Source organism: Amycolatopsis sp. BJA-103, from assembly GCF_002849735.1.
Classification (GTDB): domain Bacteria; phylum Actinomycetota; class Actinomycetes; order Mycobacteriales; family Pseudonocardiaceae; genus Amycolatopsis.
The window spans coordinates 7,853,087-7,873,183 of the sequence record NZ_CP017780.1; the positions used below are offsets into that span (position 1 = coordinate 7,853,087).

23 protein-coding genes are annotated in these 20,097 nt (G+C 69.0%); 14 read left to right on the forward strand and 9 right to left on the reverse strand.

The features are described from left to right. Nucleotides 1-138: 138 nt before the first annotated feature. The 5 genes from BKN51_RS35190 to BKN51_RS35210 all read left to right on the forward strand — a co-directional run bounded on the left by BKN51_RS35190 (nt 139) and on the right by BKN51_RS35210 (nt 4,083). Nucleotides 139-483, forward strand: a complete 345-nt coding sequence (locus tag BKN51_RS35190) for a DUF485 domain-containing protein (RefSeq protein WP_174720489.1) — start codon at nt 139-141, stop codon at nt 481-483. Next, nucleotides 480-2,111 carry a solute symporter family protein gene (locus BKN51_RS35195; RefSeq protein ID WP_101611699.1) on the forward strand — a complete coding sequence of 544 codons (1,632 nt, stop codon included), beginning with the start codon at nt 480-482 and terminating at the stop codon, nt 2,109-2,111. The genes BKN51_RS35190 and BKN51_RS35195 overlap by 4 nt, the downstream gene beginning before the upstream one ends. 225 nt (nt 2,112-2,336) lie before the next feature. Then, the gene (locus tag BKN51_RS35200) at nt 2,337-2,687 is read left to right on the forward strand and encodes a rhodanese-like domain-containing protein (RefSeq protein WP_101611700.1); all 351 of its coding nucleotides are present in this window, start codon (nt 2,337-2,339) and stop codon (nt 2,685-2,687) included. 35 nt (nt 2,688-2,722) lie between these two features. Beyond that, nucleotides 2,723-3,661, forward strand: a complete 939-nt coding sequence (locus BKN51_RS35205) for a DUF4328 domain-containing protein (RefSeq protein ID WP_101611701.1) — start codon at nt 2,723-2,725, stop codon at nt 3,659-3,661. A gap of 113 nt (nt 3,662-3,774) precedes the next feature. Then, complete coding sequence (locus BKN51_RS35210) at nt 3,775-4,083, forward strand: antibiotic biosynthesis monooxygenase family protein (RefSeq protein ID WP_043847837.1); 309 nt, start codon at nt 3,775-3,777, stop codon at nt 4,081-4,083. On the opposite strand, the gene BKN51_RS35215 is transcribed toward BKN51_RS35210, so the two are convergent. After that, nucleotides 4,080-5,249 carry a cytochrome P450 gene (locus tag BKN51_RS35215; RefSeq protein ID WP_101611702.1) on the reverse strand — a complete coding sequence of 390 codons (1,170 nt, stop codon included), beginning with the start codon at nt 5,247-5,249 and terminating at the stop codon, nt 4,080-4,082. The two genes, BKN51_RS35210 and BKN51_RS35215, sit on opposite strands and share 4 nt — an antisense overlap. 53 nt (nt 5,250-5,302) lie before the next feature. Further along, nucleotides 5,303-5,518: a hypothetical protein gene (locus tag BKN51_RS35220; RefSeq protein ID WP_101611703.1), complete on the reverse strand. Its 216-nt coding sequence runs from the start codon at nt 5,516-5,518 to the stop codon at nt 5,303-5,305. Nucleotides 5,519-5,869: 351 nt separating this feature from the next. Here BKN51_RS35220 and BKN51_RS35225 point away from each other — a divergent pair, with 351 nt between their 5' ends. The 5 genes from BKN51_RS35225 to BKN51_RS35245 all read left to right on the forward strand — a co-directional run bounded on the left by BKN51_RS35225 (nt 5,870) and on the right by BKN51_RS35245 (nt 9,400). After that, on the forward strand, nt 5,870-6,439 hold the full coding sequence (locus tag BKN51_RS35225; protein WP_101611704.1) for a hypothetical protein: 570 nt from the start codon (nt 5,870-5,872) through the stop codon (nt 6,437-6,439). A gap of 82 nt (nt 6,440-6,521) precedes the next feature. Further along, nucleotides 6,522-7,406 carry a DUF5926 family protein gene (locus tag BKN51_RS35230; RefSeq protein WP_101611705.1) on the forward strand — a complete coding sequence of 295 codons (885 nt, stop codon included), beginning with the start codon at nt 6,522-6,524 and terminating at the stop codon, nt 7,404-7,406. Nucleotides 7,407-7,492: 86 nt separating this feature from the next. After that, nucleotides 7,493-7,846: a DUF952 domain-containing protein gene (locus BKN51_RS35235; protein WP_101611706.1), complete on the forward strand. Its 354-nt coding sequence runs from the start codon at nt 7,493-7,495 to the stop codon at nt 7,844-7,846. 205 nt (nt 7,847-8,051) lie between these two features. After that, complete coding sequence (locus BKN51_RS35240; protein WP_101611707.1) at nt 8,052-8,564, forward strand: SigE family RNA polymerase sigma factor; 513 nt, start codon at nt 8,052-8,054, stop codon at nt 8,562-8,564. Further along, nucleotides 8,561-9,400 (forward strand): hypothetical protein, encoded by an 840-nt coding sequence (locus BKN51_RS35245; protein WP_101611708.1) that lies wholly within the window; start codon nt 8,561-8,563, stop codon nt 9,398-9,400. Before BKN51_RS35240 ends, BKN51_RS35245 begins: the two co-directional genes overlap by 4 nt. Before the next feature lie 84 nt (nt 9,401-9,484). Here BKN51_RS35245 and BKN51_RS35250 read toward each other — a convergent pair whose 3' ends face one another. The 3 genes from BKN51_RS35250 to BKN51_RS35260 all read right to left on the reverse strand — a co-directional run bounded on the left by BKN51_RS35250 (nt 9,485) and on the right by BKN51_RS35260 (nt 12,215). Further along, complete coding sequence (locus tag BKN51_RS35250; protein ID WP_101611709.1) at nt 9,485-10,036, reverse strand: ferritin; 552 nt, start codon at nt 10,034-10,036, stop codon at nt 9,485-9,487. Nucleotides 10,037-10,192: 156 nt separating this feature from the next. Then, nucleotides 10,193-11,404 carry an arginine deiminase gene (locus BKN51_RS35255; protein WP_101611710.1) on the reverse strand — a complete coding sequence of 404 codons (1,212 nt, stop codon included), beginning with the start codon at nt 11,402-11,404 and terminating at the stop codon, nt 10,193-10,195. Between the two features lie 13 nt (nt 11,405-11,417). Beyond that, entirely contained in the window at nt 11,418-12,215 is a 798-nt protein-coding gene (locus BKN51_RS35260; RefSeq protein ID WP_101611711.1) for a CPBP family intramembrane glutamic endopeptidase, read from the reverse strand. 23 nt (nt 12,216-12,238) lie between these two features. On the opposite strand from BKN51_RS35260, the gene BKN51_RS35265 reads away from it, so the two are divergent. Beyond that, nucleotides 12,239-12,700: a PPOX class F420-dependent oxidoreductase gene (locus BKN51_RS35265; protein WP_101611712.1), complete on the forward strand. Its 462-nt coding sequence runs from the start codon at nt 12,239-12,241 to the stop codon at nt 12,698-12,700. Here BKN51_RS35265 and BKN51_RS35270 read toward each other — a convergent pair. Further along, on the reverse strand, nt 12,697-13,488 hold the full coding sequence (locus tag BKN51_RS35270; protein WP_101611713.1) for a DUF2470 domain-containing protein: 792 nt from the start codon (nt 13,486-13,488) through the stop codon (nt 12,697-12,699). The two genes, BKN51_RS35265 and BKN51_RS35270, sit on opposite strands and share 4 nt — an antisense overlap. Before the next feature lie 95 nt (nt 13,489-13,583). Between BKN51_RS35270 and BKN51_RS35275 the strand changes: the two genes are divergently transcribed. Next, nucleotides 13,584-14,591 (forward strand): hypothetical protein, encoded by a 1,008-nt coding sequence (locus tag BKN51_RS35275; protein ID WP_101611714.1) that lies wholly within the window; start codon nt 13,584-13,586, stop codon nt 14,589-14,591. A gap of 69 nt (nt 14,592-14,660) precedes the next feature. Here BKN51_RS35275 and BKN51_RS35280 read toward each other — a convergent pair whose 3' ends face one another. The 3 genes from BKN51_RS35280 to BKN51_RS35290 all read right to left on the reverse strand — a co-directional run bounded on the left by BKN51_RS35280 (nt 14,661) and on the right by BKN51_RS35290 (nt 18,519). Then, nucleotides 14,661-15,401, reverse strand: a complete 741-nt coding sequence (locus BKN51_RS35280) for a hypothetical protein (protein ID WP_101611715.1) — start codon at nt 15,399-15,401, stop codon at nt 14,661-14,663. Nucleotides 15,402-15,412: 11 nt separating this feature from the next. Further along, nucleotides 15,413-17,230: a substrate-binding and VWA domain-containing protein gene (locus tag BKN51_RS35285; protein WP_101611716.1), complete on the reverse strand. Its 1,818-nt coding sequence runs from the start codon at nt 17,228-17,230 to the stop codon at nt 15,413-15,415. Nucleotides 17,231-17,349: 119 nt separating this feature from the next. Further along, entirely contained in the window at nt 17,350-18,519 is a 1,170-nt protein-coding gene (locus BKN51_RS35290) for a homogentisate 1,2-dioxygenase (protein WP_101611717.1), read from the reverse strand. 85 nt (nt 18,520-18,604) lie between these two features. On the opposite strand from BKN51_RS35290, the gene BKN51_RS35295 reads away from it, so the two are divergent. Continuing rightward, complete coding sequence (locus BKN51_RS35295) at nt 18,605-19,459, forward strand: hypothetical protein (protein WP_265737282.1); 855 nt, start codon at nt 18,605-18,607, stop codon at nt 19,457-19,459. Continuing rightward, nucleotides 19,456-20,094, forward strand: a complete 639-nt coding sequence (locus BKN51_RS35300; RefSeq protein ID WP_101611718.1) for an IclR family transcriptional regulator — start codon at nt 19,456-19,458, stop codon at nt 20,092-20,094. Before BKN51_RS35295 ends, BKN51_RS35300 begins: the two co-directional genes overlap by 4 nt. Nucleotides 20,095-20,097: the final 3 nt, after the last annotated feature.

Consider the following 20,097-nt stretch of genomic DNA (forward strand, 5'->3'; position numbering starts at 1 on the left):
TCACTCTTTCGAGTCGTGACCATCTACTCAGAGTCGTACCGTTCACTCAAATGGATTGCCCCTCTCGCGCCCCAAGAGGGGCATGATCTTTCGTGACATCGAAATCAGCGAATGGTTGCGGCAGGTGGGAGGTCCGAAGTGAGTGATACCGATCAAGACCTCGGGTCCGATCCGGAATCCGACTGGGAAAAGGTGCAGGCGAGTCCGGAATTCACCGAGCTGCGGCGACGGCTCCGGGTATTCGTTTTCCCGGTCTCGGTCCTGTTCCTGCTCTGGTATCTGCTCTACGTGCTCCTCGCCGACTACGCGACCGGGTTCATGGGCACCAAGCTCTTCGGCAACATCACCGTCGGCCTGGTCTTCGGCCTGCTGCAGTTCGTGTCCACCTTCGTGATCACCGGCCTCTATGTCCGGTACGCCAACCGGAAACTCGATCCGCTCGCCGACAAGCTCCGGCACGAGATCGAGGGGACCGAACGGTGAAAACGCTGGCAGCGGGCGTACAGGGCAGCAGCCCGACCCTCAACATCACCATTTTCGCGGTATTCGTCGCGATCACGCTGGTGATCGTTTTCCGGGCGAGCCGGAATACGAAGACCGCCTCCGACTACTACGCCGCGGGACGCGCGTTCACCGGTCCGCAGAACGGGATCGCGATCTCCGGCGACTACCTTTCCGCGGCGTCGTTCCTGGGTATCGCGGGTGCCATCGCGATCAACGGTTACGACGGTTTCCTCTACTCGATCGGGTTCCTCGTCGCGTGGCTGGTGGCGTTGCTGCTGGTCGCGGAACTGCTGCGCAACACCGGCAAGTTCACCATGGGCGACGTGCTCGCGTTCCGGATGAAGCAGCGCCCGGTCCGCGCGGCGGCCGCCGTCTCCACGCTCGCCGTCTCGTTCTTCTACCTGCTCGCGCAGATGGCGGGAGCGGGCGGCCTGGTGAACCTGCTGCTCGGCATCGAGGGGAACCTCGGCCAGGACCTGGTGATCGCCGTCGTCGGCGTGATCATGATCCTGTACGTGCTGATCGGCGGGATGAAGGGCACCACCTGGGTCCAGATCATCAAGGCCGTCCTGCTGATCGCGGGCACGTTCGCGATGACGATGTGGGTGCTCGGGAAGTACGGCTTCAACCTCTCCAGCCTGTTCCAGGCCGCCGTCGACAAGGGCGGCCAGACCGGGGAAGCGCTTCTCGGTCCCGGCAAGCAGTACGGGAAGACCGGCACGACCAAGCTGGACTTCCTGTCGCTCGGCATCGCGCTGGTGCTGGGGACCGCGGGCCTGCCGCACGTGCTGATGCGCTTCTACACGGTGCCGACCGCGAAGGACGCGCGCCGTTCGGTGGTGTGGGCGATCGCGCTGATCGGCATCTTCTACCTGTTCACGCTGGTGCTCGGCTACGGCGCGGGCGCGCTCGTCGGCCCCGACGTGATCGCGAAGGCGCCCGGGACGACGAACTCTGCGGCGCCGCTGCTGGCACTCGAACTGGGCGGCCCGGTCCTGCTCGGATTCATCGCGGCCGTGGCGTTCGCGACGATCCTCGCGGTGGTCGCGGGCCTGACGATCACGGCGTCGGCGTCGTTCGCACACGACGTCTACGCCAGCGTGATCAAGAAGGGCAAGACCGACCCCGACAGCGAGGTCCGCGTCGCGCGGATCACCGCGCTGGTGATCGGGGCCGTCGCGATCGTCGGCGGGATCCTCGCGAAGAACCAGAACGTGGCGTTCCTGGTGGCGCTCGCGTTCGCGGTGGCGGCGTCGGCGAACCTGCCGACCATCCTGTATTCGCTGTTCTGGAAGCGGTTCAACACCCAGGGCGCGCTGTGGAGCATCTACGGCGGGCTGATCGTGTGCGTCATCTTGATCGTCTTTTCGCCGGCGGTCTCGGGTAAGCCGATCGATCCGAAGACCGGGAAGAGCGCTTCGATGATCCAGGGCGTCGACTTCCACTGGTTCCCGCTCGACAACCCGGGCATCGTCTCGATCCCGGTCGCGTTCTTCCTCGGCTGGCTCGGCACGGTGCTGTCCAAGGAACACAACCAGAAGAAGTACGCCGAGATGGAGGTCCGCTCGCTCACCGGTGCCGGCTCGGAAAAGGCCGCCCAGCACTGAGTTCTTGCCGGTGAACCCGCGACCGCGATCGACGTCGGCAGGACGCGGCCTGGTCTTTCACGTCACCTAAGTGGCCAGGGCGCCCTGCCACCGCGATAGCGGGGCCTTCGGCCGGGGCGGGCTCACGCGTATGGGCGCTTGTCCTGGGCAAGGAGCCAGCTCCGCCGTCCGGCACTGAGGCGTTCTTCACGCGCGCGCAACGGGACGGGATGCGAGGATGGCAGGGTGGTGAGCCCTGCTGACATCCCGACCGTCGCCGTCCGTGATCTGCCCAAGGACGGCGTCGCGCTGCTCGACGTCCGCGAGGACGACGAGTGGGCCGCCGGGCACGCCCCTGGCGCCAAGCACATCCCGATGGGTGAACTGCCCACGCGCGTCGGCGAACTCGACGACCTGCCCGACGACCAGCCGGTCTACGTGATCTGCCGCAGTGGCGGCCGGTCCGCCCGCGCCGCCGCGTGGCTCAACGCGAGCGGCTGGGACGCGGTGAACGTCGCCGGCGGGATGGGCTCCTGGCAGCAGGAAGGGCGCCCGATGGTCGGCGACCATCCCGGCGTCGACCCCGAAGTGCTGTAACCGTGCAGCCGGGCCACTACCCGCCGAGGACACCGGTGCCGCCGGTGCGTCCCGCGCCGATGCAGCAGCCGCGGCCGCAGCCGGCGCGCTATCGCGTCCGCTGGGTCGCCTCGCCGCCTCCGGGCGCCTGGCCGCAGCGGCGCAAACCCGTGGCCGAGCACTACTCCGGTCCGCCGTCCTATCCGGTCCCGCCGCGATGGGGCTTCCCGAACCTGGTCTGGCGGCGTCCGACCGCGGTCCCCGGCACGGCGTCCGGCGAGGTCACCGCCGGGGAGCGGCTGCGGGTGATCACGCGCAGCGTCCTGCCGGTGCTGTGGACCTTCGCCGTCCTCGCGCTCGCCGCCGCGGCCTCCGAGATCTGGCGCTACGTCCTGCTCGTGCAGAGCCGCGATTCCGCGCTGTCGACGTCCGTCGTCACGGTCTCCGACACCTTCGTGATCACCACCGGCCTGCTCACGACGATCCTTTCGCTGCTGCCGTCGGGACTCACCGTGTGGTGGCTGCTCGTGGCCAGGCAGGCCGCCGCGGACGCCTCCGGCGAGGTGCCGCCGAGGCGGCAGTGGCAGGTGCTGGCGTTCGTGCTGGTGCCGGTGGTGAACCTGATCCTCGTGCTGCCGATCGTCGCCGAACTCGAGCACGCCGTCCTGCGCCGGACCCGCGAAACGCGGCCCAAGCCGTCGCGGCTCGTGATGGTCTGGTGGGGCGTCTGGGTGCTGAACTGGCTGCTGCTCGGGCTGGTCATCGTCTGGCGGTTCCGTGACGGCGTGCAGGCATTGGCCGACGGTGTCGTGCTGGTCGCGCTGACCGATCTGGCCGCGGCCGGGCTGGCGGTCGTGACGGCGCTGCTCGTGAAGCGCATGTCCGGTCTGCTCGCTCCCGTGGCTGAGAAGCGGCTTCGCCTGCTTCGCGTGCTGAAGGTGGACGGCGCTCCGGACCCGGACCGGCGCGAGCGTCCCGCCTCTTCAGTGCGCTGACCTGCTGGCTCGTGAGTGGTAAAGGCGGTTAGAACCGTCCTTGCCACTCACGAGCGCGGAGTGAGCCAGGTCACCGTTGACCTCCAGCTCACTCGAAGTTCAAGACTGTGCTCATGAGCGACGACGGCGTCACCTTCATCAACGTCTTCGAGATCCCCGCGGACCGCGTGGACGAGTTCGTCGAAACGTGGCGAGAGCGCGCGAAGCTGATGCGTGACGCGCCCGGTTTCCGCGACGCCAAGCTCCACCGCGCGCTGCTGCCGGACTCGCGTTTCCAGCTCGTCAACGTGACGCACTACGACAGCCGCGAAGCCTGGGAAGCGGCGGGGAAGAACCAGGTGTTCAAGGCGTCGACCGAACGCGCCGCCGAGATCGCGACGCCCAACGCGGCGCTTTACGAGGTCGTCGTCGAGTATCCCTAGCCCGCGGTGACCGGGAGCGACCGCAGGCCGCGGATCACGAACTCCGGCCGTCGTTCCGGCGGCTCCGCGAGCTTCAGCCCCGGCAGCTTCGTGGTCAGCGCGGTCAGCGCGGCCGCGATCTCCACCCGCGCGAGCGGGGCGCCGACGCAGTAGTGGATGCCCATGCCGAAGCCGAGGTGCGCGTTCGGCGTGCGGCCGATGTCGAGGGTGTCCGGCCGGTCGAACACCTTCGGGTCCCGTGCGGCGGCGCCGAGGAGCGCGCCGATCTTCTCGCCCTCGGCCACCCGGTATCCGGCGATCTCGACGTCGGTGGTCGCCGTCCGTTCGAAGAGCTGGAGCGGCGCGTCGAAGCGGATCAGCTCCTCGACGCACGGGTCCATGAGGTCCGGGGAGGCCAACAGCCGTTCCCACTGGTCACGGTGGGTCAGCAGCGCGTTGACGCCGTTCCCGATGACGTTCACCGTCGCCTCGTGCCCGGCCATCAGGAGCAGGACCGCGGTCGCGACCAGTTCGTCCTCGGTGAGCTCGCTGCGCAGGAGATCGCTGACGATGTCGTCGCCGGGCGAACTCGCGCGCTGCTTCGCCACGTCACGCAGGTACTCGACGAACTCCGCGGCGGCGGCTTCGGCGGCGTCGCGCTTCTCTTCGGCGAGTCCGTACTCGTACATCTTCACGATGTGGTTGGACCACGAGACCATGCGCGGCCCGCCCTCGACCGGCACGCCCAGGAGTTCCGCGATGACCGCGACCGGCAAGGGCTGCGCGAGATGCGCCAGCAGATCGGCCGAGCCGGTTTCGGCGATCTCGGCGGCGAGGTCGTCGACCATGCGGTCCGCGAGTTCGGCGACCATCGGCCGCAGCCGCTGGACGTGCCCGCGTCCGAACGCGCCCGCGATCACCCGTCGCAGCCGGGTGTGGGCAGGCGGCTCGTTCTCCAGCAGTGAGTTGCGGTGCAGCAGGTTGAACGACGCGAACCGCTCCACCGGCAGCGCGTCCTGCCAGATCCGGCCGAGCCCGCGATGCCGCAGGACGGCGGCCGACGCCGCGTGCGACACCGCCACGGCGATGCCGAGGCCGTCGTGCCGGTGGACTTCGCCGCGCTCGCGGAGTTCGGCGAAGGACGGATACGGGTTCGCGAGGAAGGCCGGATCGGCGAGGTCGAACACGTCCCGACTGTAGCCGCGCCGCGCCGGGAGTCGCCCCGGCGCGGCGCCGGGAGTCACAGATGCAGCCAGAGCCCCAGGTGCAGGCCCAGCCCGTGGTGGTGATGGTGCCCGTGGTGGTGGCCGCCGCACAGCAGCAGGCAGTGGCGGGCCTGGTCGGCCGAGGCGGTTTGCGGTGAGGCCGAGGCCGTGCCCACCGCGGGCCCGGCCAGCATCAGCCCGAGTGCCACGGGCAACGCGGCCAGCGCTGCCCGGCGCTTGGAGGTGCTCATCTGTGGATCCCTTCTCCGCACTACGACGCCGGGATGGCGCCGTCATCGAGTATTCGGTGCGGTGAGGGTGAAACGGCAGGCTGATCACCCGCGATTAGATCGTCCGGATGATGACAACCATTTTCAGTCATGTTTCCGTGGTACACGAATGGCCGCTGAAACCGGCCGATCCGGTTGATCTCGGTGACGGCGGGGGTTTTCCGCGCGACGCTTTCGTTACCAACTCCGCTGAACCTCGGCCGTGGCCCGGCGTCTCTAGGGGTGTCGGAACGCGGAAGCGCGGGACGGCAAGGGGATTTCGTGGCCGTCTGGCCCGGAAAGCAATCGACTCTTTCGAACTGGGGTATTTCCATGCGTATTCGTCATGCCTTTTTCGCCGGTCTCACCGCCGCCGCTCTCGCGTTGCTGCCCGCGACCGCCTTCGCCACCGAAGCGCCGGTCGAGATGCCGGAGAAGCCGAAGGGCACCAAGTTCTGGGTCTCGCCGAAGGCCGTCGAGGCGGGCGGGAAGGTGACCGCCCAGGGCCGGTGCGTCACGCCGCACGGCTTCTCGATCGTCGCTCCCGAGGGGTTCACGCAGGTCTCGGACAAGTCGGTCAAGCGGGCCGGCGGCACCGACGTGAAGGTGACCTACAAGGCGCTTCCGGGTGCCAAGCCCGGTGACTACCTGTTCGTCCTCCTGTGCGACACCGTCGAGCCTTCGGCGACGGTGAAGGTCGTCCCGGCTGCGAAGAAGGAGCCGGTCAAGAAGGAGGCGCCGAAGCAGGTCTCGAAGGTCCCGGCGGGCGCGCCGCAGACCGGCGGCGGGCCCGTCGACGAGCCCGCGCCGGCCGGTTGGCTGATCGCGGGGCTGGCCGGAGCGGGTGTGGCGGGCGCCGGTGGCGTGGTCCTGATGCGCCGTCGCCCGGCCTCGCGGTCCTGATCGCGCGCGGGAAGGGCGGGGGCCTTACGAGGCCCCCGCCCTTCCCGCGATAGCGTTCCGAACCGAGCTTGAGGAGGCTGACGTGGGCAAGGGTTCGCGCAAGAAGGGTCCCAAGACGACTTCGGATCGCAAGCCGAAGGTGCGCGACGTCTTCGTCGGCCAGCCCTTCGAGGGGCTCGCGGCGGAGACCGAGCTGATCGCGCTGCGCGAGTTCGTCCCTTCGGCGACGGCGGCGCTCACGCTGGCGGGTTCCGGCGAGAAGGTCACCCTCGGCACGGTGCTGCCGATGGCGGCGGCCGCGTTCGTCCGGTCCGACGGCGAGCGCTACGTCGGGATGCAGGTGCAGACCCGGTCCTCGGACATCAGCCGTGACCTCGGCCGGGCGCTCCAGTGGGTGCTCGAGGCCAAGGAGGGCGACGTCCTGTCCGTGCCGGACACCACGACGCCGCCCACCGCCGACGAGAAGGCCCGCCTGCAGGACCTGCTCGACACGAGCGTCGAACTCGACGCCACGCTCTACAACGACTTCGCCTGGTGGCTGCCCGAGGACGCCGACGCGAGCGGCGACGTCGCGTTGTCCCTCGAGCGCGCGAACGCGGCGATCATGCCGACCGAACGCCTCGGCGCGGGTGCGTACTGGGTGCTCGCCGGCGAGAAGGCGCACCTGCGCTGGGTCCGCCCCGAACCGGAGAACCTGCTGCTGCAAGCGCTTGCGCGACTGTCCGCGGCCGGTGAACTGGGCCTCGGCGAGGGCTCCCGTTACGCCGGTTCGTTCCGTGCGCACGGGCTGCTCGTCCCGGTGTGGGACCTCGACCCCGAGGCTCACGCCCGCGAGTGGGCCGACGCGAAGGACCAGCTCGGCGTCCGGCTCGACGCCGCGCTGAAGTCCCTCGACACCGAGCCGCTCAACGCCACCGAGCGCCGCTCCCGCGACGGTCTGATCGGCCGCCAGCTCACCATCCGCTGACCCACCCCTCGCGTTTCGTCCTCTGGTTGCGGTAGTTGCACGCGCATCTACCGCAATCAGAGGACGAATTGCGTCAGGATGGGCGCGTGATCCTTCATATCTGTGGGCAGGGCGAGTGGGCGGCGGTGCCCGAAGGCGGCGTCTACACCGCCGCGTCCCTCGATTCCGACGGCTTCATCCACTGCTCGGACCCGGGAACGGCGCATATCCCGGCCGGCGCCGTGTTCCCCGGCCGCACCGATCTGGTGCTGCTGGAGATCGACCCGGCGCTCGTCGGCGCGCCCGTCGTCTGGGAGGACGGCGACCCGCCGCATCCGGCCGGGATCCAGTTTCCCCATGTGTACGGTCCGATACCGCGTAACGCGGTGGTGGCCGTGCACGAATTCCCTCTTCGGGGGGACGGTTCGTTCAAGATTCCCGAGTCCGTGTCGAGACGTTGAGAAGCGCAACGCCTCACCCGGACGGGCGTCTCTCGAAATGGTTCGCGGCTGAAGACAACCTGTGGGGGCGGTCATGCGTTTCGGGAGAGGTGAGCCAGAGATACCTGGCCGAGTGACCCCGGGAGGAGGCGATACGGTGACCGCTGCCGCGACGGTCATCTCGGGGACGGATGTCTGGGGGTCCGGCGAGACCCGAGGGAGAGACGTGCCGGCCGAGCTCACCGACTTCGGCGACTTCGTGCAGGCCAGCCTGCCGGGTCTGCTCAGGTACGGCCACGCCCTCACCGGGAACCCGCACGACGCCGCCGACCTGGTCCAGACCGTGCTGGAGAAGATCGGCTCGCGCTGGTCCTACGTCCAGCACAAGACCGGCGACCCGATGGCCTACATCCGCCGTTCGATGGCCAACGCGCACGTCAGCCGGTGGCGCCGGACCAAACGGGAGAGCCTGGTCGCCGACCTGCCGGACACGCAGCCGTACAGTCCGGCTGATCCGTTCGAGCACGAGCCGCTGTGGCAGGCGTTACGCGCGCTGCCGCCGAGGCAACGCGCGGTGATGGTCCTGCGTTACTACGAGGGGCTGTCCGAAGCGGAGATCGCGGATTCGCTCGGCATCAGCCAGGGCACCGTCAAAAGCCAGGCGAGCAAGGCGATCGCGTCGCTGCGCACGAAGCTCGCACTGTTCGAGCCCAAAGGTGAAGGGAGGGAAGCGGGATGAACATGTCCGAGGAGGACGTGCAGCAAAAGCTGCGTGACCTGTTCTCAGATGAGCGGATGGGCGCGGGATCCACGCTGAATCCCGAGACGATCGTCGAGGGCGCCCGTCGTCGCCGTCGTCGCCGCCAGATGATCCAGACGACGAGCGGGATGGCCGCCGCGGTGGTCATGGTCGGCAGCGGGCTCGCGGTCTTCTCGATCCACTCGAAGGACAACGGCGCGGTCATCTCGGCCGATCAGCTCAGCATGGGACAGTCCGCGACCAGCCAGGTGCAGCCGGGACCGGGGACTTCGGCGCCGCCGGTGTCGTCGTCGGCGGCAGCGCCGACCCAGACGTCCGTGCCACCGCCGTCGACGGCCTCCGACGGGCCCGTCAAGCCGCCGAAGAGCACCGCGGCCACGAAACCGCCCGCGCAGGGCAAGGTGACCACCGGCGCGCTGCTGACCTCAGCCGGGTTCGGCAAGCTCCGGCTCGGGATGAGCGAGGCCGAGGCCGAGGCCACCGCCGGGCCGCTGCGGGCGAAAGAGGTCCGTGGCGCTTGCACCTACGGCTATGCGGAGGGATCCGCCGTTCCGGGGCCGACGTCGGTGTCGCTGACCGAGGGCAACGGGATCACCGTCATCAACCCGGCCGGCACGGTGCACACCCCGGAAGGGATCGGGGTCGGCTCGACCGAGGCGGACATCCTCGCCGCGTACCCCGGCAGCACGAAGGACGGCAGCGCCTACGTCGCGCCCGCCGGCGCGGTGAGCGCGTACCGGATCTTCGTGGCCAACGACGGGTCGGCCGTCAGCATCTTGCTGACCAGCCTCAACCAGGACTGCCAGTTCAGCTGAGGTCGTCCGCGCGCAGAAGAAAACCCGGGCTGCTCCAAGGGGGAGAGCCCGGGTTTTCTCTGTGGTGGGAGAGCGGTCAGTGCGTCAGAGCGCGCCGCCCGCGACCGGGGGCATCCCCGTGTCGGCTCCGCCGTCCCCGATGGACTCGCGGTGCAGGTGGTTCTCCACCTCGAACAGGTTGCCGTTGGCGCGTTTGACGATGTTGAGCAGCGTGGACATCTGGGAGATCTCTTCGACCTGCTCCTTGAGGAACCACTGCGTGAACTGCTCGCCGATGTAGTCCTCTTCGGCGCGGGCGGCCTTGGCCAGCTGCTGGATGTCGGTCGCGACGTCCTTCTCCTGCTGCAGCGCCAGCTCGATGAGTTCGGTGACGTCGGAGAACGTGTTGCGCACGTCGCCGGTGCCGGGGATCTCGACGTGGTGGTCGGTGTCCAGCATGTACTGGATCAGCGCCATCGCGTGATTGCGCTCCTCGACGGACTGCTTGTAGAAGTGCTTCGCGAGCTGCGGCAGGTCCTCGGCGTCGAACCAGACCGCGAGCGCGATGTACTGCTGGGAGGCGTTGAACTCGTTGTGGATCTGCGCCTGCAGCAGTTCGTAGAACTTCGAGCGCGGTTGCTTCTTGATGAGGGCCATGCATTCAAAGATACGTCATGCGCTATTCGATTTCCACTTTTGCCTGGTGATCTACCCCCTATTAGGTTACCATTACCGACAATAGGTCCACCTCAATTAAGTAAGCCTTCCCTAATCAATTCTGATCGATTAGGGAAGGCTTACTTAATTTTTGTTTCAGATGCTTTCGCGCCGGATCGGGCACGACATGCAGCGCGGCCCGCCGCGGCCGGAGCCCAGCTCGGAGCCGGTGATGGCCAGCACCTCGATACCGGCCTCCTCCAAGCGGGCGTTGGTTTCCACGTTGCGTTCATAGCCGACGACGACGCCGGGCGCGAGCGCGAGGGTGTTGTTCCCGTCGTCCCATTGCTCGCGTTCCGCGGTGACCGGGTCGAGCCCGGTGTCGATGACGCGGAGCCGGTCGATTCCCATTGCTTCGGCGGCCGCGGTGAGGAATGGGGCCGGGCCTTCCACCTTCATGGAACCGTCATCGGTCGGCCGCATGGTGAACGCGGTCAGCGAATCGCGGGAAAGCGGATACATGACCACGGCGTCGGCGGCGACCATCGTGCAGACGGTGTCCAGGTGCATGGTCGCGCGGGTCTGCTGGATCGGGACGGCGAGCACGGTGTGCGCGATCCCGTCCGCGAACACCGACCGCGCCAGCGACTCCGCGCCCGCCGCGGTGGTCCGTTCGCCGACGCCGATGGCCAGGACGCCCGGCGAGAGCAGCATGACGTCGCCGCCTTCGATCGGCGCCGAATGCGCGCCGTACGCGCGGGACGCGTGGCGGAACCACGGGTGGTAGGCGTAGATCAGGTCCAGGACGGCGGTCTCGCGGACGCGAGCGGGCATGGTGAGCGAGGAGACCGCGACGCGGTCGCCGATCCACGCCGACGAGTCACGGGTGAACAGCAGGTTCGGCAGCGGATCGACGGCGAAGTCGTTCGGGTGGTTCATCAGCCGGACCAGCGAGACCCCCTCGGCGGCGGGGAGTTCCTCGAACGTCATCCCGGCCATCAGGGCCTCGGCCAGCACCTCCGGGGAGACGCTCGACAGGTGGGAACGGAGCGAATCGGCCAGATCGAGCCCGAGCCGCCGCTCGTCGACCGCCGCGTGCACGCCCGCCGCGTGGGCACGGGTGTCCGCGAGCGCCGTGCGCAGCGCGTCGGCCAGCAGCAGCACCTCGACACCGCGGCCGCGCAGCACCTCGGCGAACGCGTCGTGCTCCTCCTGCGCGCGGTCCACCCAGGGGATGGAATCGAACAGGAGCTGGTCGTTGTTGCGAGGCGTGAGCCTTTTGAGCTCGTTGCCGGGCCGGTGCAGCAGAACCGCACGCAGGGGGCCGACTTCGCTGTCAACTCGGGGTGGAGTCGTCTCGTCAATCACTCCGCGAGCTTAGCTAGGGAAGCCAGGAAACTCGCCCCTTGAGCAGCGCGTATCCGACGAAGGAGACGAAGTCGAGCGCGGTGTGCGCGGCGATCAGCGGCCACAGGCGGTTCGTCTTCTGCCACAGTCTGCCGAACACCAGGCCCATCACGACATTGCCGACGAAACCGCCGAAACCCTGATACAGGTGATACGACCCGCGAAGCACGGACGAGGCGACCAGTGACGTGTTCTCGCGCAGCCCGAGTTGCCGCAGCCTGGTCAGCAGGTACGCGACGACGAGCACCTCTTCGGCGAACGCGTTCCCGAAGGCCGACAACGTCAGCGTGATCGGGCGCCACCACGTTTCGCCCAAAGTGGACGGTTGCACCGACAGGCTGAATCCGAGGCTGTAGGAAAGGAAGTACAGCCCCAGTCCCGGAATCCCGATCACCGCGGCGAGCAGGAGGCCGTGCAGGACGTCGCGGCCGGGGCGACGGCGGTCCAGCCCGATCTGCGCGAGCTTCATCCCGCCGCGCCACAACAGGTACAGCCCGAGCGCGCCCCAGCCGACCAGCTGGCCCGCGCTCAAGAGCTGCTTGAGCAGGTCTACCAGGCTCAGCGTCGCCTGGGGGACGTTGAGCTGGGCTTGTTGTTGCGCCAGCGGGACGGGCTGCAGCAGCGAGTCCACAAGGGACAGCAGACTGCGCAGCCCGGACAGGCCGAGGGTGATTCCGAAGACGACGACCAGTTCGATGACGATCGCGCGGCGGCGCGCCGGGTCTTCCACGAATTCCGGCAGCGCCGGGCGTTCGGGACGCAGCCAGCTCATCGGTCGCACGTTACCGTCGGGTCATGCCAAGGAGCATCGCGACCAACGAAACCGTCGACCGTGCCGCGCTGGTCGACTTCCTGTCCACCCGCCACCGGGCGGTCCTGATGACCACCAAGGCCGACGGCGGCCCGCAGCTCTCGCCGGTGACCTGCGGCGTCGACGGCGAAGGCCGCCTGGTCGTCTCCACGTATCCGAAGCGTGCGAAGGTCGTCAACGTCCGGCGCGAACCGAAGGTGTCCGCCTGTGTCCTTTCCGACGAGTGGAATGGCCAGTGGGTGCAGCTGAACGGCACCGCCGAGGTCCTCGACCTCCCCGACTCGGTCGAGCCGCTGGTCGACTACTTCCGGGCGATTTCGGGCGAGCACCCCGACTGGGACGAGTACCGCGAAGCGATGGTGAAGCAGGGCAAGAGCATCATCCGCGTCACCATCGACTCGTGGGGCCCGATCGCCAAGGGGGGTTTTCCGGCGGAACTCGCCTAACCCTCGGAGAAGAACGGGCAGCCGACCAGCCTGCGGATCTCGCCGGCGAGCTGCGGCGGTCCTTCGACCGGGCGCGAGAACGCGAGCCGGACGTCGTGGTCTCCGGAGTCGGCCTCGACCCGCAGTCGCAGGCCGTACCGGTCCAGTCCGAGCGGCCGGATCCAGCCACCGCGCAGTTCGGCGGGCACGTGCTTGGCGAGCTGCTGGACGACGTCGGCGTGATCGGTCTCCAGATGCCGCAGCCACGCCGCTTCGTAGTCGTGGAACGGATCCGGCGGGGCGGCGCTGAACATGTGCGGCCGGAGCGAGTGGGTGCCCTCGGCGTCCGCGAGCACCAGCGAGGCGGGGGTCAGCCTCAGCAGGGTGAGGCCGTGCCCGACGTCCAGCAGCCGCTCGTCCGGCCGGGTTTCGGCGATGGAGACCGCGCGGGCGCGGGCCGAGACCTCGGAAAGCGGGCGGAGCCAGCCCGTGATCCACAGCAGCCCGCGGATGGGTTCACGCAGGTCGACCGGGGCCTGATCGGTCAGCTCGACCATCACCGCGAGTTCGCCGCGCTGCGCTTCGTGCGAGCGTTTCACCAGGTGGTGCTCGTCCGGCAGCAGGATGCTGACGCTGCCGCTCGTGTGCACGTGGTGCAGCTCGGGGATGACGCGGCCGTACTGTCCTGGCTGGTCGCGCTGCTCGGCGGTCGGCATCAGCGTCGCCGGCCCGTTGCGGGTGGCGATCGTCTTCGCGCGTTCCGCGGGGTTCGGCGCCGGCGGGCGGCGAATGGACGTCGGTGTGGTCACGGCTCACCTCCTAAGTTAGGTGAGCCTAACCTGATTTGCGGGGTGAGCGGAAGTAGCCTGGATCACGTCTCGGCTCACGCGTATAGGTTGACCAGGTGGAAGACCGCAGAATCCGGGCACTCGAACCACCCGAAGGGATTCCGGCGTTGAACATGCCGGCCCTGGCTCCCCTGCTCGACCGCCTCACCACGACACTCGGGACGTCGTTCGTCGGGGCCGGGACCCTCGTCGTGCTGGGCGTCGTCCTGGCGGTGTCAGGGCGGTACGGCGTCGCCATTCCCGTCTTCCTGCTCGTCTTCATGGCACCGGCCTCGTTCTACTGCGGCTACCTCGTGTTCGCCGGATCCTTGCGGATGCGAAAGCTCATTCACAAGCCGTTCCGCCTGGTGAGCGGGTTGGGCGGCGCCGTCGTGGCCGGTTCCCGGGTCAGTGTTCCGCTCGACGACCGATGGCTCGTCGTCCGGCTGCCCGCCCCGCTCCGCGCGCAACTCGCGGCACAGCAACGGCTGTGGGTGCTCGGCCCGTTCTTCCTGCTTCCCGGCGTGATGGGCCTCCGAGGTGGCGCGATCCGGGACGCCCCCGTGAAAGGTTCGCGGCCGCTGCGCGCCGAGCCGGTCACGCCGCGCCGGATGCTCACCCTGCACCGGCGGATGCTCGCGTCGCACTACCTGATCGGTGCCGGGATCACGCTGGTCGCGGCAGGCTTCTCGGTCTGGATCGCCCTCGACCTCCCGGACCGCGGCAACAGCCTCGTGTCGGAGACGCGGGTGCTGGCGGTCCTCTGCTTCCTCGCGGCGATCGGGCTCGCCATCACGGCGCTCGTGTTGGCCCGCCCGGCGCCCGAGCCGCGGTGGACCGAACTGGCCGTCGTGTCCGGACCGGCGTCGGTCAACCTCTTCGGCATGGTCACCGTGCAGGGCCGGACGGTGCTGCCCGACGGTCGTCAGGTCACCGTCCGGGCCGGCGGGTCGGACCCGTCGCTGGCCGCCGGCATCGCCGCGACCGGGCGGTTGTGGGTGCTCGGTGTGCCGGTGGCCGGGAAGGCCGCGAAGGCCGGAGTGCCTGGTCACGCGGTCTTCGGACCGGTCAAGTTCGGCCGCTGAAGGGGACTTTCCCCGCATGCCACGCGACGAAAGCTCCCTTCACCGCGTGAGATGAGGGGAAAGTCCCCTTCAACTGAGCGAGCGCCGCGTCGCTTCTTCGGTCTCCACGACGCCCCGCCGGATCCCTTCCAGTTGTTCGCTCAGCTCGCCGATCGTCGTGGTGTCGAGCAGTGAATCGCCGGTGGCGGCCGACAGTTCGGCCGCCCTGGCGACCAGGCCGTCGAGACCGAGTGCGCCGGATCGCAGCTGTGCCAGCAGTTTCCGCCGCGCGCTCGAAAGCCGCGTGTGCACGTCTTCCTGTGCCTGCACGGCTTCGAGCGACTGCAGCAGGTCGCCGCGGATGTCGTCGTCGGCGGTCTTGAGGTCTTTCGTCAGCCGGGTCTTCTCGGCGGAAACCGCGCCCAGATCGACCCGCGCCAGCGCCTTCCCGGTGGCGGAAGCGCGGCCTGCCAGCCGCCGGAGGGTGTCGACGGTTTCCCGCACCACCGGTTCCATATCGGTCACCCGCTCGGCGAGCGGGCCGGTGTCGAGCGCTCCGGAGATCGACTCGAAGCCGTCGGCCGCGGCCTCCGCGCGCCGCAGCCAGTCCGCCTCGGCCGAACCCGGTTCGACGTCGGGGAGGGCCCGCTCCTCGGGTTCGGCGGTGGGTTTCGCGCGGGTGGCGGCGGCGACCCCGGCGCGGGCGGCGAGCACGGTCACGCCGACGCCGATCGCGGCGACCACCGGCAGCTGCACCGCCCAGGCCGCCCCCGCCGACGTCGCCGCGAGGAGCAGTCCCCACGGTTCGGCTAGCTCACGGACGAAGCGCATATCCGAGGATCTCAGAAATTCGAGATCACGGCGGTGAAGACCTGGTCGATCGAGTCCGGTTTGGACGAGTCGTACCCCACGCCCTGTGTCGTCTCGGCGATCTCCTTGAGCACGTTCAGGTCCGCGTCGGAGCCGTAGGCGATGGTGAACATCCGCACCGCCTCACCGCCGCCCTCGGTCCGCAGCTGCCCGACGAGGTTGGGCAGGTCGATCCCGCCCGGATCCTCGTTCCGGCCGTCGGTGAGCACGACGACGGCGTTGATCGCGTCCGGATCCAGCCGCTGCTTCATGAACTCGTAGGCCGCGAGCGACGAGTCGTAGAGGCCGGTTCCGTTCTGCGGGGTCAGCCCGTTCAGCCGCGACGCCAGTTCCTGCCTGCCCGGCTCACCACCGATCGGCGACACCGGCCGGAGTTCCTTGAAGTCCTTGTCACCGTCGAGTTTCGTCGAGAACATCCACAGCCCGACCTTGTCCGCGTCGCTGAACTGCGGCAACGACGCCACGGCCGCCTGTTTCGCGAGATCCATCTTGTTCTTCCCCGTCCCGCCGACCCCGTCGCCCATCGACCCGGAGACGTCGACGACCAGCAGCACGTTCGCCTTCTTCCGCAGGTCCTTCCACGACTTGAGCACCTCGGTCAGCACCGGCGGGCTCGGCGGGCGGATCAGGTTGAGCTTCGCGTCGGGCTGGGCGCCGTTCTCCGACGTGGTCTGCGAACCGGGCTTCCCGTCGAACGTCCGGAAGCCGATGTCGCTGAACTTCTGCTGCGCCTCGGCGCCCCGCAGGTGCGCGAGGAAGTCCGCCGCGACCTGCTTGTGGATGTCGTCGGTCCAGTTCAGCACGGTGAACGGATGATCGGAGTTGAGCGTGCCGTCACTCGGGTAGATGCCGACGAGCGGCACCTTCGGCGGCGCGTGCTGCCCGCGCTTCTCCGGATCGTTGGTGGGGTTGCCCTGGTTGTAGCCGACGAGCGAGTTCTCCTCGACCGTCACCGCCGAGATGTACGACAGCGCGGCGCCGCGGTCGTCGGCCTTCTGCAGGTTCGTCAGGAACGTCAGGGTGTTGTCGCCGTAGTGGACGATGGCCTGCTCGACGTTCTGCACGAACGTCCGTGCCTCCGGTTTCGCGAGCGCGTTCGCGGTGAGGTCCGAAGACGTGCCTGTCGCGGCGTAGTAGGCGCCGATCGTGGCGTTGAGACCGGACGTCGAGATGTTCGGATTCGTCTTGCCGAGCCGGAACTTCCCCCATTCCGGATGGCCGTACTTCGCCCAGCCCTGCGGATCCGTGGCGAGCGCGGCGAGGTCCTTCCAGCCGATGCCCTTGCCGGGCCAGCCGAGCGCCTCGGCCATCGGTTTCGGCATGGCGAGGACCAGCGGCGCGTTCGCGACCGATTCCGGGTCGCCCTCGGGCACCAGCGCGGGGTGATCGGTGCCGGTGAGGTTCTGGCGCAGCAGGTTCACCCAGCCGGACGCGGCGGGCGTCCAGACGTCCGGCCTCGGCCCGTCCACCGCCTCGTTCCAGCCGCGCGCGAGCGCCTGCATCGCGGTACCGGAGGACTTCGACTGCACCATCACGTCGACACAGCGCCCGGCGACCGTACGGCCGCTGTAGCCCTTGGCGATCTCGGTGACCACGCCCGCCTTTTCCGGCGAGGACGACACCTGCAACTTGACCGCGTCGCCCGTCGTGCACTTCGCTGCCACGGCCTCTTCGCCGGAGTCGCTCGTGAGCGCGCGCAGTCCGATGATCAAACCGATCGCGACCACCGCCGCGGCCGCGAACGCCAGGACCTTGCGGCCGCCTCGGGACTGACCGGGATTCACGACCATGGAGAACCTCCAGCGGTGGGAACACCGATTATCCGGAGGTTTCACCCCGCCCGGGGCCGCGTTGCCGAACCGTTGCGGCCATGGCGGTACTTATCCCGCCATGGCCGCGACCGGTGAAATCAGGCGCCAGGGCCCCGGCCGGACCAGGTCCACGCGTAACGGTGGTCCTCCGAAGCGTCGGCGGCCTCGCCGAGGTCCAGCGGCGCGAAGGTGTCCACCATGACCGCGGTCTCGTCGAAGAACTGGGCGCCGATCGACGCCTCCGCCGCCCCGGGCTGCGGCCCGTGCGTGAAGCCGGACGGGTGCAGCGAGAGCGAGCCGACCTCGATCCCTGAGCCCTTGCGCGCCTCGTAGTTCCCGCGGACGTAGAACATCAGCTCGTCGGAGTCGACGTTCGCGTGGTTGTACGGCACCGGGACCGACTCGGGGTGGTAGTCGACCTTGCGCGGGCAGAACGAGCAGACCACGAAATTCGGGCCCTCGAACGTCTGGTGCACGGGCGGTGGCTGGTGCACGCGGCCGGTGATCGGCTCGAAGTCGTCGATGTTGAACACCCACGGGTACAGGCAGCCGTCCCAGCCGACGACGTCGAACGGGTGGGTCGCGTAGGTGTAGCGCGTCAGCCCGGCGCGGTGCCGCACGAGGACCTCGACGTCGGTGCCGTCGACGACCAGCGGCTCGGAGGGGCCGCGGATGTCGCGTTCGCAGTACGGCGAGTGCTCGAGGAACTGGCCCTTCGCCGACAGATAGCGCTTCGGCGGGCCGATGTGGCCGCGCGCCTCGATGGTCAGCAGCTTGATCTCGTCGTGGGGGAGCACGCGATAGGTGCACGACGTCGGGATGACGAGGTAGTCGCCGTCACCGATCTCCAGCGAGCCGTAGATCGTCTCGACGGTGGCGCTGCCGCCATGGACGTAGAAGAGCTCGTCGCCCGCCGCGTTGCGGTACAGCGGCGAGGGCTGCGTCGCGTGGACGAAACCGATGGTGACGTCGGCGTTGCCGAACAGCCGCCGCCGGTCGGTGACCGCGTCGGCGTCGCCGAACTTGAGGTCCTGGGTCTTGAAGGCGCGGGGCTTGAGCGGGTGGTTCGGGGTGATCGGGCCGCGTTCGTCCTCGATCGCGACGGCGTCGACGATCGCGGTGGGCAGCCCGCGGTGATAGAGCAGCGCGGAGTCCGCCGAGAAGCCCTCGACACCCATCAGTTCCTCGGCGTACAGGCCCCCGTCGGGCTTGCGGAACGCCGTGTGGCGCTTGTGCGGGATCTCGCCTACCTGCCGGTAGTAAGGCATCGGAATCTCCCCGGAACGTGTCCGTTGTGCGAACGATTTTGTCCTGATGTCGTACGCTACTAGCGTGTCAGTCGTGTCAAGCGCTGTGGAACTCACGCCACCCGGCCCCCGAGGAATCCCTCCCCTGTTCGCGCGGCTCGTCGACGACTCGGCGTTGTTCCCGCCCGGCGAGGCGTCCATGCCCGAAGCGCTGCGTGCGCACTTCGCGTCGAGGACCGGTGAACACTCCGGCGTCCTCGGCGTGTTCCTGTGCCAGGCGTCGAGGCTGCCCGAGCTCATCACCGAACTCATCAAGATCAAACCCAAGGAGCCGCTGCCGCTGTCGCTGATCATCGACACCGGCCTGGGCGGCGTCCCGAAGGCGATCTCGATCGTCGAATCGCGCAGCGAGATCCTCGCGCTGCGGATGGTGGAGATGCCGGCGCCGTCGGACGTCGACGAGGTCTGGCTGGAGCGCGTCTCCGAGTTCGTGCCCGAAGACGTCATCCGGGTGGTCGAGCCGCGGCGCGGTGTCGGCTGGCTGGACGGCGTGCGGAAGGTGATCGAGCACGGCAGCTGGCCGAAGATCCGCTGCGGCGGCAAGGCGGGCGAGAACTTCCCCAGCGTCGACGAGGTCGCCGACTTCCTCGCGGTGGTCAGCGGCTCGAGCGGGGCCTCGTTCAAGGCCACGAACAGCCTGCACCGTGCCGTCCGGCATACCGACGAGACCAGCGGCTTCACCCATCACGGGTTCCTGAACCTCATCGTCGCGTCCGCACGCTCCCTCTCGGGCGGCGACGTGCGTGCCGCGCTGGAGTCGACCGACAGCGCCGCACTGGCCGACGAGGCCAAGGGGATGTCGGAGCCGGCCGCGAAGGCCGTGCGAGGGCTTTTCGCCTCGTACGCGGCGGCCTCGTTCGACGAGCCGGTCGCCGACCTCGGAGAACTTGGACTCTTGTGACCCGTGAAGGGTCGCTGACCCTGGACAGAGGGCTCGCGCTGCTGCAAGCGGTGGCGGACGCGGGTGGCGAGGCGGCGACGATCTCCGAACTCGCCGTCGCCATCGGCGCGAGCCGGGCCGCCGTCTACCGGCTGCTCGTCCCGCTGTCCGAACGCGGCCTGGTGTGGCGCGACGGCAACAAGGTGCGGCTGGGTGTCGGCCTGCTCCGGCTCGCCGGGCAGGTCCTCCCGCAGCTGCGAGAGGCGGCCAGGCCGGTCCTGCGCGAGCTGGCGGAGAAGGTCGGCGCGACGGCGCATCTGTCGGTCGCGCAGGGAGACCAGGCGCAGGCCGTCGCGGTCGTCGAACCGACGTGGACGAGCTTCCACGTCGCCTACCGCGTCGGCACCCGCCATCCGCTGTCCGCCGGAGCCGCGGGCAAGGCGATGACGCTGCGTCCCGGCGGCGAAGGCTGGGTGACGTCGTCCGGTGAACTGGAGGCGGGCGCGTCCGGGGTCGCCGCGCCCGTGCGCGGGGTGCCGGGATTGAAGGCCAGCCTCGGTGTCGTGTCGTTGGAGCCGCTGGACGCCTCCGTGGTGGGTCCCGCGGTCCTGGGGGCCGCCGTCCGGCTGGCCGAGGTGCTGAAACAGCCCGAGTAGCGC